Genomic DNA, 13502 nt, shown 5'->3' with positions numbered 1-13502 from the left:
TCAGTGCGCCAGCCAAGCGTGGTCGCCGACGTAGAACACCGCGAACCACATGGCGATGTAGTGCAGGATCGCCGCGACCGCGGTGAAGGCGTGGAAGAACTCGTGATAGCCGAACGTCCTGGGCCACGGATCGGGCCACCGGAGCCCGTAGAAGATGCCACCGACGCTGTAGAACACGCCGCCGACGGCCAGCAGCACCATCGCCGCCACGCCGGCCTCGTGCAGGATCGTCGGGCAGTACCACACGGCCACCCAACCCAGCAGCAGGTATAGCGGCACACCGAGCCACCGCGGCGCCGACGGCCAGCACACCTTCAACAGGATGCCCGCCACCGCGCCGCCCCACACGATCCACAGCACCTCCATCCCGGTCTGCTGCGGCATGGCCAGGCGCGCGAACGGCGTGTAGCTGCCGGCGATGAACACGAAGATCATCGAATGGTCCAGCCGCTTCATGCGTTTGCGCGCCACCTCGGATTTCCAGTGCACCCGGTGGTAGGTGGCGCTGACGGCGAACATCGCCACCGTGGCCGCCGCGTAGACCAGCGTCGAATGACCGGCGCGAGGCGAGGAGATGGCCCACGACACCGACACCAGGGTCGCGCCGGCGATGAACGCCAGCCACGCCGAATAGAAGTGGATCCAGCCACGCATGCGCGGCTTGGTCAGGACGTTGGTCGCCCCCTCGACAAGCTGCTCGACGGTGTTGCCAGGGGTGACGGCCTCGGATTCGCGATCCGAACGGTCCGGATTGGCAGACGTGCTGGTCTGGCTGCTCATGTCTCCTGTGCCTCGTGTGTTTGCAGGTCGGGGGATTGCCAGCGACTGCTTGTCACCCACAGTAATCGGGAATCGTCACGGGGTGGTCTCTGCCCGCGGGCGACGGACCCGAAACCGGGCCCGAATCGCGGGGGAATTCGGCGCGGCTCACAGTAGGCTGAATCTCCGTGGAAATTATCCCGCCGCGTCTCAAAGAGCCGCTCTATCGCGTCTACGAGCTGCGGCTGCGGCAGGGTCTGGCCTCGTCCAAATCGCACCTGCCCCGTCACATCGCGGTGCTGTGCGACGGCAACCGGCGGTGGGCCCGCGACGCCGGTTATGCCGACGTCAGCTACGGCTACCGGATGGGTGCGGCGAAGATCGCCGAGATGCTGCGCTGGTGCCAGGAAGCGGGCATCGAGATGACCACGGTCTACTTGCTGTCCACCGAGAATCTGCAGCGCGACCCCGACGAGCTGGCGGGACTGATCGAGATCATCACCGATGTCGTTGAGGAGATCTGCGCACCGGCCAATCGCTGGAGTGTGCGCACCGTCGGCGACCTGGAGCTGCTCGGCGAGGAGCCGGCCCGGCGGCTGCGTGACGCGGTGGAGTCGACGCCCGTCGTCGCACCGTTCCACGTCAACGTCGCCGTCGGATACGGCGGCCGCCGCGAGATCGTGGACGCGGTGCGGGCGTTGCTGAGCAAGGAACTCGCCAACGGCGCTTCCGCCGAGGAGCTCATCGACTCGGTCACCGTCGACGGCATCTCCGAAAACCTCTATACCTCAGGGCAACCCGATCCCGACCTGGTCATCCGCACGTCGGGGGAGCAGCGGCTCTCCGGGTTCCTGCTGTGGCAGAGCGCCTATTCGGAGATGTGGTTCACCGAGGCGCACTGGCCCGCGTTCCGCCGGGTCGACTTCCTGCGCGCGCTGCGTGACTACAGCCAGCGGCACCGCAGATACGGCAAGTAGCGGGTCGGCACGCATCCGACTCCGTGCCAAACTGTGAGCATGGCTGCGCTGTCGGCGGTGGTGTTCACGCTGAGCGGGTGGCTCGGGCTGTACCTGCTCGCCCGCGATCCGCGTAAGCCGGTGCTGGTGATGGCGGCGATCGGGCTCTGCGGTTTCGCGCTGGTGGTCGCGCTGGACGCGGTGCGGAACACCAGCCCCGCCTACGCGCACCTGCTCAGCCGCGTGGAGATCTACCTGGTGACCATTCCCGGCGTGGCGTGGTTCGCGGTGCTCGTCGAGCTGTCCCGGCCCAGGGACGGCGGGAGGGCGCGCGGCCGCGACCTGTTGCTCGTGGCGGCGGTCGCGGCGCTGGCGCTGTTCGGGGCGATGCTGGCCGGCGGCGTCGAGGGGCCGTTGCGAACAGGCCACTGGCTGATGTTCGCGGTGATCTCGCTCTCCACGTTCGGCGCGATGGCCGCCGCGTTGCGGCAGCCGCGCCGGCCCCGATCGGCCGTCGGACTCGCCGTCGTCGCGACCCTGTTCTTCGCGCTGGGCAATGCCATCCTGATCATTCCGCTGGGCCTGGTGCCCAGCTGGGTGGCGCTGGCGTCGACGAGTATCGACGTCCTCTCGCTCGGCCTCGCCGTGGCCCTGTGGGACGCCTTCGACGAGGGCCAGGCGCTGCGCGCGGACATGCGGCGTTCGTTCGTCGGCACCATGGCGGTGGCGGTGTTGTTCGGCGGCCAGGCGCTGATCGGCCTGGCGGTCACGCGGGACGAGCCCGCCGGGCGGACGGTGCTGGGCGTGCTGTTGTTCAGCAGCCTCGCGATCGCCATCGCGGTGCAGGTGCTGGCCGACCCGCTGGCCGGCGCGCTCGACCGGATGGCATTCGCGAAATCGCCCGCGCTGCGCGCCGACCGGGCCACGCTGCGGCACACCGAGGCGGCGTTGCCGTTGCGTTCGGCCGATCCCCTGCTCGACGCCGACGACCAAACGTTCGCCAGACTCACCCGCAGGGCGCTGGGCCACTACGCGGACCTGACCAAGCTCGTCGCCAGCCCGCTGAACGCACTGCCCGTCATCGACGAGCGACTCGCCGCACGGGGCGCGCCCGACCACCCGCTGGAGCGGGCCAACGAACTCAAGGCGGTCCTCGCCGAGGCGATCGCGCGGCTCAAACCGCGCGACGCCGGCGATTTCGGTACCACCGAGCAGTGGCGCCATTACAACTCGCTGTATTTCCCCTACGTCGTCGGCGTGCGCGCATACGCGCAGAACGCCACCCCCGCCGGCTTGGATCCGACCGCCCGCCAGGCCTGGCAGTGGCTGGTCACCGAGGTTCCGCAGCGCTCGCTGCACAACTGGCAGAACGCCGCGGCCCGGCTCATCGCCGCCGATCTGCGCGGGCGGGTCCCGGTGGCCAGCGACTAGCCGCCGGACGCGTGCGGCGCGTCGTGACTTCCATCATCGGCGCGACCCGTGGATCTGTGACTGCTGAGGCTGCTGAACACCAGACTGGCGTCCGTCGAATAACAATCGAGATTCGGGCGCGATCACGGGAATAGCCGAGGGAATCCCCTGGTCTTTGTATCCGTGGCAGTAATTGGCAGTGCCACGAGTCGATATGGCAGTGGGCCGGCGGCACGCTGATGTTCGACCCCGATCGCCATCGCGAGGAGTAATCACATGATGTATGCATCTGGCGCACCCGGTCTGGCAACCCGACCCCTGTACGACGCGACCGACTCGCTGCTGCGTTTCGCCATGCGCGCCGACGCCACATTGACGGGACTGTGCGGTTTGGCCATCGCCTTTCTCGCCGACCCACTTTCCTCGCTGACGGGCCTGACGTCGTTGCAGGAGTACAGCCTCGGCGCCTTCTTCGTGCTCGGCGGCTTGGCCGTGTTCCTGCTGGCGGCGGCGCCGAACCTGCGCCGCGTCGGCAGGGGCGTCATCGTGGTCAACGTCGTGTTCACGCTGGGCGCGATCGTGGCCGCCGAAGCGCTGCCGCTGTCCGGGCCGGGGGTCGCGGCAACGCTGGCCGGCGGCCTGTACACCGCGGCGTTCGCCGGGCTGCAGTACCTGGGGCTGCGTCGCCTCGAGACGGCGTGACCGTTACCTAGAGCTTGCGCAACCGGAGCCGGTTGATGGAATGATCGGCGTCCTTGCGCAGCACCAGGGTGGCCCGGGGGCGGGTCGGCAGGATGTTCTCGACCAGATTGGGCCGGTTGATGGACCGCCAGATCTCCTTCGCGGCGGCGACGGCCTTGGCGTCGCCCAGCGCCGAGTAGTGGTGGAAGTGTGATTCCGGGTCGGCGAAGGCCGTGCCGCGCAGCGACAGGAACCGGGACACGTACCACTGCTCGATGTCTTCGATCCGGGCGTCCACGTACAGCGAGAAGTCGAACAGGTCCGACACCATCAGGGTCGGACCGGTCTGTAGTACGTTGAGGCCCTCCAGGATCAAGATGTCGGGATGACGGACCACGTGTTTGGCCCCGGGGATGATGTCGTATTTCAGGTGCGAGTAGACCGGCGCGCACGCGTAGTCGGATCCGGACTTGACCGACGTCACAAACCGCATCAGCGCCCGGCGGTTATAGCTCTCCGGAAAACCCTTGCGGTGCATGAGGTTTCGCCGATCGAGTTCGGCGTTCGGGTACAGGAAGCCGTCGGTGGTCACCAGGTCCACCCGCGGGTGATGGTCCCACCGGGCCAGCAGCGCCTGCAGCACGCGGGCGGTGGTCGACTTGCCGACCGCGACACTGCCGGCGACGCCGATCACGAACGGAACCGGCCGGTCCGGATTCTGCTGCGGCTCGCCGAGGAACTCCGCGGTGGCGGCGAACAGCCGCTGGCGGGCGGCGACCTGCAGGTGGATCAGCCGGGCCAGCGGCAGGTAGACCTCTTCCACTTCGAGCAGGTCGATCTGCTCGCCGAGACCGCGCAGGCCAACCAGTTCCTCTTCGGTCAGCGCCAGCGGCGTCGACATGCGAAGCGCGCGCCATTGCTTTCGGTCGAACTCCACATAGGGGCTCGGCTCGCTAAGCCGCGGCATGGTGCAAGTGTCGCAGGGGCGGACGCGCGCCCGACGGCTGGGCTGGCTAAACCCTCGCTGGATAGACTGGCGCCGTGACTGCTGCACCCGACGCCCGCCCCTCCACGTCCGTGATGTCCGCCCCGCTCGCGGACGTCGATCCCGACATCGCCGAGTTGCTCGGCAAGGAGCTGGGTCGTCAGCGCGACACCCTGGAGATGATCGCCTCGGAGAACTTCGTGCCGCGCTCGGTGCTGCAGGCGCAGGGCAGCGTGCTAACGAACAAGTACGCCGAGGGCCTCCCCGGCCGGCGCTACTACGGCGGCTGCGAGTACGTCGACGTCGTGGAGAACATCGCCCGTGACCGGGCGAAGGCGCTATTCGGCGCCGACTTCGCCAACGTGCAGCCACATTCGGGCGCGCAGGCCAACGCCGCCGTGCTGCACGCGCTGATGACGCCGGGGGAGCGGCTGCTGGGCCTCGACCTCGCCAACGGCGGCCACCTGACCCACGGGATGAAGCTGAATTTCTCCGGCAAGCTCTACGAGACCGGCTTCTACGGTGTGGATCCCACGACGCACCTGGTGGACATGGACGCGGTGCGGGCCAAGGCTCGCGAGTTCCGCCCCAAGGTCATCATCGCCGGCTGGTCGGCCTACCCGCGGATTCTGGACTTCGCGGCGTTCGCCTCGATCGCCGATGAGGTCGACGCCAAGCTGTGGGTGGACATGGCGCACTTCGCGGGCCTGGTCGCCGCCGGGCTGCACCCCTCGCCGGTGCCGCACGCGGACGTGGTGTCCACGACCGTGCACAAGACGCTCGGCGGGCCGCGTTCCGGCCTGATCCTGGGCAAGCAGGAGTACGCCAAGTCCATCAACTCCGCGGTGTTCCCCGGCCAGCAGGGTGGGCCGCTGATGCATGTCGTCGCGGGCAAGGCCGTCGCGCTCAAGATCGCCGGCACCCCCGAGTTCGCCGACCGGCAGCAGCGCACGCTGTCCGGCGCCCGGATCATCGCCGACCGGCTGACCGCCCCCGACGTGGCCAAGGCCGGTGTGTCGGTGGTCAGCGGCGGCACCGACGTGCACCTGGTGCTGGTGGACCTGCGCGACTCCCCGCTGGACGGAAAGGCCGCCGAGGACCTGCTGCACGAGATCGGCATCACGGTCAACCGCAACGCGGTCCCCAACGACCCGCGCCCGCCGATGGTGACGTCCGGCCTGCGGGTGGGGACGCCGGCGCTGGCGACCCGCGGTTTCGGGGATGCGGAGTTCACCGAGGTCGCCGACGTCATCGCCACCGCATTGGCGGCGGGGGCCGCGGCTGACCTGTCCGCCCTGCGGCAGCGGGTGACGCGGCTGGCCCGCGATTTTCCGCTGTACGACGGCCTCGAGGAGTGGACGCTGGTCGATCGCTAGCGGCGGCGGGGGCCGGCTTAGGGACCAAAGTCACCAGTTGTCGCGACACGGGCGGAGCGATTTCACGAACCTGTGTACGCGAGTTACAGTAACCGCATGGCACAGAAACCTGTCGCTAACGCGCTGACCCTGGAACTCGAGCCGGTGTGCGAAGCCAACATGGACCGGCACCTGAACACCGAGGAACTCTGGTTCGCTCACGACTACGTGCCGTTCGACCGGGGCGAGAACTTCGCGTTCCTCGGCGGACGCGACTGGGAGCCGTCCGACGCGACGCTGCCCCGGGAGTACATGGACGCCTGCGAGATCCTGCTGCTGCTCAAGGACAACCTCGCCGGGCATCACCGCGAGCTCGTCGAGCACTTCATCCTCGAAGACTGGTGGGGCCGCTGGCTGGGCCGCTGGACCGCGGAGGAGCACCTGCACGCCATCGCGCTGCGTGAGTACCTGGTGGTGACCCGCGAGGTCGACCCGACCGCCAACGAGGAGGCCCGGGTCCAGTACGTCATGAAGGGCTACCGCGCCGACACCTACACCCAGGTGGAGACCCTGGTGTACATGGCGCTCACCGAGCGCACGCACGCCGTCTTCTGCGAGAACCTGGCGGCCAAGCTCGAAGAGCCCATCTTGGCCGGCCTCATCGACCGGATCGCGCGCGACGAGCGCCGCCACGAACTGTTCTTCTCCAACCTGGTCGAGCACTGCCTCGAATACACCCGCGACGAGACGATCGCGGCGATCGCGGCGCGCGCGGCCGACCTGCAGGTGCCCGGCGCCGACATCGACTCCTATCGGGACAAGCTGCGCAACGTCGCCGAGGCCGGCATCTTCGACCAACGGCAGCTGCGGCAGGCGATCTCGGATCGCATCACCGCATGGGGCGTCGCCGACGAGCCCACCCTCAAGCAATTCGTCATCGGCTAGGCCGATCTTCGCGCCCGGCGCTCGGTCGTCGGCGCGCCTGCGCTGCTGCGAAGCGGCGACGAGAGTAGCGTCGATCTCGATGGTCAGCGTCATGCTCTGCTGCCAGGGCGGCACCTCCCGTCACCACAACGGAAGGACCGGCCCCGGTCCTGGTGTCGCAGTTCCCGCCGACATGCCTGTGCGGGTCCGCGCGGGCTCATCCCGCTCGAGGAGCGCTACGTGACCGAAATCCGGACCTACGTGATCGACACCTCCGTGCTGCTGTCCGACCCCTGGGCGTGCAGCCGGTTCGCCGAGCACGAGGTGGTGGTCCCGCTGGTGGTGATCAGCGAACTGGAGGCCAAACGGCATCACCACGAGCTGGGGTGGTTCGCCCGTCAGGCGTTGCGTCTGTTCGACGATCTCCGGCTGGTACACGGACGCCTCGATCAGCCCATTCCCGTTGGCGCACAAGGCGGTACGCTTCACGTCGAGCTCAACCACACCGATCCCGCGGTGCTGCCCGCCGGCTTCCGCAGCGACAACAACGACTGCCGGATCCTGAGCTGTGCCGCCAACCTCGCCGCCGAAGGCAAGCGAGTCACGTTGGTCAGCAAGGACATTCCGCTTCGCGTGAAGGCCGCCGCGGTCGGGCTGGCCGCCGACGAGTATCACGCGCAGGATGTGGTGGCCTCGGGGTGGTCGGGGATGCGCGAGATCGAGACGGCCACCGAGGACATCGACGCGCTGTTCGCCGAGGGCGAGATCGATCTGGCCGAAGCCCGAGACCTGCCCTGCCACACCGGTATCCGGCTGCTCGGCGGCAGCTCGCATGCGCTGGGCAGAGTCAACGCGGACAAGCGCGTACAGCTGGTTCGCGGCGACCGCGAGGCATTCGGCCTGCGGGGCCGTTCCGCCGAGCAGCGGGTGGCGCTCGACCTGCTGCTCGACGAGTCGGTGGGCATCGTCTCGCTGGGCGGCAAAGCCGGCACCGGCAAGTCGGCGCTGGCGTTGTGCGCGGGCCTGGAGGCCGTCCTGGAACGGCGGACCCAGCGCAAGGTGGTGGTCTTCCGCCCGCTGTACGCCGTCGGCGGCCAGGAGCTCGGCTACCTGCCCGGCAGCGAGAGCGAAAAGATGGGGCCCTGGGCGCAGGCGGTCTTCGACACGCTCGAGGGCCTGGCCAGCCCGGCCGTGCTGGAAGAGGTGCTCTCCCGGGGCATGCTCGAGGTACTTCCGCTGACCCACATCCGGGGCCGGTCGCTGCATGACTCCTTCGTCATCGTCGACGAGGCCCAGTCCCTGGAGCGCAACGTGTTGCTGACGGTGCTCTCCAGGCTGGGCGCCGGGTCGCGGGTGGTGCTGACCCACGACATCGCCCAGCGCGACAACCTGCGCGTCGGCCGGCACGATGGGGTCGCCGCGGTCATCGAGAAGCTCAAGGGCCACCCGCTGTTCGCCCACATCACCCTGTTGCGCAGCGAGCGGTCGCCGATCGCCGCGCTGGTCACCGAAATGCTCGAGGAGATCGCCGGGCCGCAGTGACGGCGCATTTCGGCAGGCCAGGCGTTCGATAAACTGCCAGCGTGCCCACAAAACCCGACAACCAGTCCTGGCGCTACTGGCGCATGGTCGTCGGTGTGGTCGCGGCCGCGGCCGTCCTGGTGATCGGCGGGCTGACCGGTCACGTGACCCGGGCCGACAACCTCAGCTGCTCGGTGGTCAAGTGCGTGGCGCTGACGTTCGACGACGGGCCCAGCCCCTTCGACGCCCGGTTGCTGCAGATCCTCAAGGACAACGACGCCAAGGCGACGTTCTTCGAAATCGGCAACAAGGTGGCGGCCAACCCCGCGGGGGCCAGGCAGGTGGCCGACGCCGGGATGGAGATCGGCAGCCACACTTGGGAGCACCCCAACATGGCGACGATCCCGCCCGAAGACATCGCCCCCCAGTTCGCCAAGGCCAACGACGCGATCGCCGCCGCCACCGGGCGGACGCCGACGTTGTATCGCCCCGCGGGCGGCCTGTCCACCGACGCGGTGCGGCAGACCGCGGCAAAGTTCGGGCTCGCCGAAATCCTCTGGGACGTCATACCTTTCGATTGGGCGAACGACTCGAACACGGCCGCGACGCGGTACATGCTGATGACCCATGTCAAGCCGGGTTCGGTGGTGCTTTTCCATGACACCTACTCGAGCACCGTCGACCTGATCTACCAGTTCATGCCGGTGCTCAAGGCCAACGGCTATCGGATGGTGACGGTCAGCGAACTCCTGGGCCCCCGCGCGCCCGGCAGCAGCTATGGCAGCCGCGAGAACGGGCCACCCGCCAACGCGCTCCACGACATCCCGCCCGGCGACATCCCGACGCTGCCCGACACGCCTTCGCCCAAGCCGATGCCCAACTTCCCCATCACCGACATCCCGGGTCAGAACTCCGGCGGGCCGAACAACGGTGCCTAGCACGAGCTGGCGGGCGCGCGCGGCTACCCGGCTTGGGAAGTGGCGCCCGCGGGCGCCGGAGGGGCAACGAAAGTCCGCCCGCCGGTTGGCTATTGCATATGGGGCCGACCTCGCCCTGTCCTACTTTCTGGCCGTCATCGAGGCGGCCGCCATCTTGATCCCACTGCGCGGCCACACGGCGGTCGGGGCCAACGCCGACTTCGCGAAGGCCAACACCGCAGCGGTACTGGCGCTCGTGTCGTTGGGCATCGTCGGCGTCGCGGCCGCGGGCATCGTGAGCATCGCCCCGACGCTGCGTTGGTACTCGTCCGGAGCCGAACCCGACCAGAATCAGCGGGAAGTCGCACTGAAGCTGCCCGGGCGCCAGTCGGCCATCCTGTTCGGGGCCTGGGCCGTCACCGGCGGCATCTTCATGGTGCTGAATCTCGGCGGCGGGGCGCAGTTGCTGCTGCCCATCGGCCTCGGTGCGCTGCTGGGCGGGCCCGCCGCCGCGGGCACCGCGATGCTGCTGGCCCAGCGGGTCCTGCGGCCCATCATGCGCGCCGCGACGCTGGGCCGCGAGCCGCACATGGCCGTGCCCGGCGTGTACGCCCGCCTGGTCCTGCTGTGGTTCCTGTGCAGCGCCTTCCCCATCGGGGTGATCGCGACGCTTGTCGTGCTTCGCTCGTACGGGTGGCTGATTCAGAAGTCCGCCGCACTGGACGTGCCGATCCTGGTGGTGGCGCTGGCGGCCGTGGTCCTCGGGTTCCCGACCATGATCTTGACGTCGCGGTCCATCTCCGATCCGCTGGGCGAGGTCGTCGACGCCATGGCGGAAGTCGAGCAGGGCCACATGGGGACCTACGTCGGGGCGTACGAGCGTTCCCAAATCGGGCGTCTGCAAACGGGTTTCAACCGCATGGTGGCCGGGCTGGCCGAGCGGGACCGGTTGCGCGACCTGTTCGGGCGCCACGTCGGAACCGACGTCGCCCAGCGCGCCATCAAAGAGGGCGCATCGCTGTCGGGCGACGTGGTCGAGGCGGCGGTCCTCTACATCGACCTGGTGGGCTCGACGCAACTGGCGGAAAGCCGTCCCCCGCAAGAGGTGGCCGAAGTTCTCAACGATTTCTTTCGCATCGTCGTCAACGCGGTCGACGAGCACCACGGGCTGATCAACAAATTCGCCGGCGACGCCGCGCTGGCCGTCTTCGGGGCGCCGCTGCCGACCAGCGAGCCGGCGTCGGCGGCGCTGGCGACCGCCCGCGCCCTGGGCACCCAATTGCGCCGACTGCCGGTCGATTTCGGCATCGGCGTATCGGCGGGCCGGGTCTTCGCCGGCAACATCGGCGCCGAAAACCGTTATGAGTACACCGTGATCGGCGACCCCGTCAACGAGGCCGCGCGGCTGGCCGATCTCGCCAAGACCGCCGACCGGCGGATCCTGTGCGCGGCGGCGGCCATCGAGCGGGCCGGCGAATCCGAGGGAAGGCACTGGGCCGAATGCTATTCGACCGTCCTGCGGGGACGGTCCGAAGCCACCCACGTGTCGGCGCCGGCGTCCCCGGCCGGCTAGCGCGGCGAGGACCGCGTCAGGATTTGTTGACCTTCAGCGCGGCGATGATCTGGCCGATGATGCCCGCCGACGCGGCGTCACCGATGGGCGTGCTGCCGATGAAGACGGTGACCGGCTTGGTGTCGACGGCGATGACGGTGACGGAGTCGCCCTTGACGTTGCGGGTGGCGTCGGCGATCGTGACGTCGGCGTCGGCGCGGGCCGCCTTGGTGCCGTCGACGGTGATCGAGGATGTCTTCGTCGGGCCCAGCGTGGGCGAGGCGTTCGCATAGCCGGGCCCGTTGGCGACGCACTGCATCAACTTCGACGCCTGCGCGGTGACGTCCATGCTGGCGACGAAGTTGGTGACGCCGACCTCTGCCGTCATCATCCACTGGCTGGCCCCGGGCACTTCCTGGGCGACACCCACCGCGCCGATCAGGTTCGGGCTTTGGTCATCGGAGTACACCGTCCAGTTGGGCGGCACCGCGCTGGCCGGGAACGACAACTTGCCGGCCGCGATAGACGCGGACCGGGGCATCTCACCGCCGGACACGTTCGGGGTGCAATCGGTGGCCGTCTGCTGGCCCTTCGGCTGACTGGTCGTGCTGCTGGTCGATGAGGGTGCGGCGGTCGGGGACTTGCCGTGGCTGCCGCCGCGCATCACCATCAGGGTCGCCACCAGCGCGATGACGGCCAGGACGACCAGACCCGCGATGATCAACCACGGCAACTTCGAACCGGGCCCTCCCGGAGGCGGCCCCGGCGGATAAGGTCCGGGCGGGAACTGCTGTCCCGCTTGCGGATACCCCGGGGGTTGGTAGGGGTAGGGGCCGGTCGGCGGGTACTGTTGCGGGCCGGTCGGCGGGTACGGTTGCGGGCCGCCCTGCGGCGGGCCGCCCCAATAGGGTTGCTGCCCATAGGGATTACCGTATGGCCCCTGGCCGTACGGGCCTTGGTCGTACGGGCCGCCCGGAGGAGCCGTCATCGCGAAATCACCCCGTCTACGCTTCCGGCTTGACCTTGGCCATCGCCAAGACGTCCAAGCGGCGGTCCAGTTCTTCTTCCGACAGCTTGTCCCCGATCAGGCCACGGTCGATCACTGTCTGGCGAATCGTCTTGCGCTCCTTGAGTGCCTGCTTGGCCACCGCGGCGGCCTCCTCGTAGCCGATCGCCGAGTTCAGCGGCGTCACGATCGACGGCGACGATTCGGCCAGCTCCCGCAGGTGCTCGACGTTGGCCTTCAGCCCGATGATGCAGCGCTCCGCGAACAACCGCGACACGTTGGTCAGCAGCTTGAACGACTCGAGGACGTTGCGGGCCATCATCGGGATGTAGACGTTCAGCTCGAACGCGCCACTCAGACCGCCGACGGCGACGGCGGCGTCGTTGCCGATCACCTGCGCGGCGACCTGCGTGACCGCTTCCGGAAGAACGGGATTCACCTTGCCCGGCATGATCGAGCTGCCCGGCTGCAGATCCGGCAGCTGGATCTCGGCCAGCCCGGTCAGCGGGCCGGAGCCCATCCAGCGGATGTCGTTGGCGATCTTGGTCAACGACACCGCAATGGTGCGCAGCGCGCCGGACGCTTCGACCAGGCCGTCGCGCGCCGCCTGCGCCTCGAAAGAGTTTGCGGCTGTGCGCAATTCGACCAGACCGGTGGAGGCGATCAACGTCTCGACCACCCTGGCGCCGAAGCCGTCGGGGGCGTTGAGCCCGGTGCCGACCGCGGTGCCGCCGATCGCCAGCTCACCCAGCCGCGGCAGCGTGGCGCGCACCCGCTCGATCCCCGCCTCGATCTGGCGGGCGTAGCCGCTGAATTCCTGGCCGAGGGTGACCGGAACGGCGTCCATCAGATGGGTGCGGCCCGACTTGACCACCGTGTGCCATTCGCGGGCCTTGCTGGCCAGCGCTTCGTGCAGCACCTCGAGCGCCGGGATCAGATGGCGCACCGCGGCTTCGGTCGCCGCGATGTGGGTGGCGGTCGGGAAGGTGTCGTTGGACGACTGGGACATGTTGACGTCGTCGTTGGGGTGGACCGTGACCCCGTCCTTGGCCGCGATGCTCGCGATCACCTCGTTGGTGTTCATGTTGGAGCTGGTGCCCGACCCGGTCTGGAAGACGTCGATGGGGAACTGGTCGTCGTGCAGGCCGTCGGCGATCTCGGCGGCCGCGGCGATGATCGCGTCGGCCTTCTCCGGCGCCAGCAGCCCCAGGTCCTTGTTGACCTGCGCGCAGGCGCCCTTCAGCAGGCCCAGCGCGCGGATCTGGGTGCGCTCCAGGCCGCGGCCCGAGATGGGGAAGTTCTCCACCGCGCGCTGGGTTTGCGCCCGCCACAACGCCTTTGCGGGCACCCGGACCTCGCCCATGGTGTCGTGTTCGATGCGGTACTCGGAATCGGCGGCGCTATCGGCCATAGGTAGCAGTCCTCGCTGGTGTCGG

Annotated in this window: 12 protein-coding genes; 8 read left to right on the top strand and 4 right to left on the bottom strand. The window is 68.8% G+C overall.

All coding sequences use genetic code 11. The features are described 5' to 3' along the window. Positions 1-780 carry a PAQR family membrane homeostasis protein TrhA gene (gene trhA, locus G6N51_RS13215; protein ID WP_083172196.1) on the bottom strand — a complete coding sequence of 260 codons (780 nt, stop codon included), beginning with the start codon at positions 778-780 and terminating at the stop codon, positions 1-3. Positions 781-947: 167 nt separating this feature from the next. Here trhA and G6N51_RS13210 point away from each other — a divergent pair, with 167 nt between their 5' ends. The 3 genes from G6N51_RS13210 (at position 948) to G6N51_RS13200 (ending at position 3827) form a co-directional block, all read left to right on the top strand. Beyond that, positions 948-1736, top strand: coding sequence for a (2Z,6E)-farnesyl diphosphate synthase (locus tag G6N51_RS13210; protein WP_083172195.1), 789 nt, complete (start codon positions 948-950; stop codon positions 1734-1736). 39 nt (positions 1737-1775) lie between these two features. Further along, on the top strand, positions 1776-3146 hold the full coding sequence (locus tag G6N51_RS13205) for a hypothetical protein (RefSeq protein WP_083172194.1): 1371 nt from the start codon (positions 1776-1778) through the stop codon (positions 3144-3146). A gap of 255 nt (positions 3147-3401) precedes the next feature. Beyond that, positions 3402-3827 carry a hypothetical protein gene (locus tag G6N51_RS13200; RefSeq protein WP_083172193.1) on the top strand — a complete coding sequence of 142 codons (426 nt, stop codon included), beginning with the start codon at positions 3402-3404 and terminating at the stop codon, positions 3825-3827. Positions 3828-3834: 7 nt separating this feature from the next. Here G6N51_RS13200 and coaA read toward each other — a convergent pair whose 3' ends face one another. Beyond that, positions 3835-4773 (bottom strand): type I pantothenate kinase, encoded by a 939-nt coding sequence (gene coaA / locus G6N51_RS13195; RefSeq protein WP_083172192.1) that lies wholly within the window; start codon positions 4771-4773, stop codon positions 3835-3837. Between the two features lie 113 nt (positions 4774-4886). Between coaA and glyA the strand changes: the two genes are divergently transcribed. The 5 genes from glyA to G6N51_RS13170 all read left to right on the top strand — a co-directional run bounded on the left by glyA (position 4887) and on the right by G6N51_RS13170 (position 11081). Then, positions 4887-6167: a serine hydroxymethyltransferase gene (gene glyA / locus G6N51_RS13190; RefSeq protein WP_083172191.1), complete on the top strand. Its 1281-nt coding sequence runs from the start codon at positions 4887-4889 to the stop codon at positions 6165-6167. Positions 6168-6263: 96 nt separating this feature from the next. Then, positions 6264-7091, top strand: a complete 828-nt coding sequence (locus G6N51_RS13185) for an acyl-ACP desaturase (protein WP_083172219.1) — start codon at positions 6264-6266, stop codon at positions 7089-7091. A 219-nt stretch (positions 7092-7310) separates the two neighbouring features. Beyond that, complete coding sequence (locus G6N51_RS13180; protein WP_055404939.1) at positions 7311-8612, top strand: PhoH family protein; 1302 nt, start codon at positions 7311-7313, stop codon at positions 8610-8612. 41 nt (positions 8613-8653) lie between these two features. Then, positions 8654-9529 (top strand): polysaccharide deacetylase family protein, encoded by an 876-nt coding sequence (locus G6N51_RS13175; RefSeq protein ID WP_142274983.1) that lies wholly within the window; start codon positions 8654-8656, stop codon positions 9527-9529. 85 nt (positions 9530-9614) lie between these two features. After that, positions 9615-11081: an adenylate/guanylate cyclase domain-containing protein gene (locus tag G6N51_RS13170; protein ID WP_142274982.1), complete on the top strand. Its 1467-nt coding sequence runs from the start codon at positions 9615-9617 to the stop codon at positions 11079-11081. A 16-nt stretch (positions 11082-11097) separates the two neighbouring features. On the opposite strand, the gene G6N51_RS13165 is transcribed toward G6N51_RS13170, so the two are convergent. Together G6N51_RS13165 and G6N51_RS13160 are read right to left on the bottom strand one after the other, a co-directional pair. Continuing rightward, on the bottom strand, positions 11098-12048 hold the full coding sequence (locus G6N51_RS13165) for a hypothetical protein (RefSeq protein WP_083172190.1): 951 nt from the start codon (positions 12046-12048) through the stop codon (positions 11098-11100). 16 nt (positions 12049-12064) lie between these two features. Next, complete coding sequence (locus tag G6N51_RS13160; RefSeq protein WP_083172189.1) at positions 12065-13477, bottom strand: class II fumarate hydratase; 1413 nt, start codon at positions 13475-13477, stop codon at positions 12065-12067. Between the last annotated feature and the right edge of the window lie 25 nt (positions 13478-13502).

Source organism: Mycobacterium paraseoulense (genome assembly GCF_010731655.1).
Taxonomy (GTDB): domain Bacteria; phylum Actinomycetota; class Actinomycetes; order Mycobacteriales; family Mycobacteriaceae; genus Mycobacterium; species Mycobacterium paraseoulense.
This window is presented reverse-complemented; position numbering and strand designations above follow the sequence as displayed.

Coding starts and splice junctions, on each gene's coding strand:
- trhA (WP_083172196.1), bottom strand. CDS start 780: ATGAGCAGCCAGACCAGCACGTCTGCCAATCCGGACCGTTCGGATCGC.
- G6N51_RS13165 (WP_083172190.1), bottom strand. CDS start 12,048: ATGACGGCTCCTCCGGGCGGCCCGTACGACCAAGGCCCGTACGGCCAG.
- coaA (WP_083172192.1), bottom strand. CDS start 4,773: ATGCCGCGGCTTAGCGAGCCGAGCCCCTATGTGGAGTTCGACCGAAAG.
- G6N51_RS13185 (WP_083172219.1), top strand. CDS start 6,264: ATGGCACAGAAACCTGTCGCTAACGCGCTGACCCTGGAACTCGAGCCG.
- G6N51_RS13200 (WP_083172193.1), top strand. CDS start 3,402: ATGATGTATGCATCTGGCGCACCCGGTCTGGCAACCCGACCCCTGTAC.
- G6N51_RS13160 (WP_083172189.1), bottom strand. CDS start 13,477: ATGGCCGATAGCGCCGCCGATTCCGAGTACCGCATCGAACACGACACC.
- glyA (WP_083172191.1), top strand. CDS start 4,887: ATGTCCGCCCCGCTCGCGGACGTCGATCCCGACATCGCCGAGTTGCTC.
- G6N51_RS13205 (WP_083172194.1), top strand. CDS start 1,776: ATGGCTGCGCTGTCGGCGGTGGTGTTCACGCTGAGCGGGTGGCTCGGG.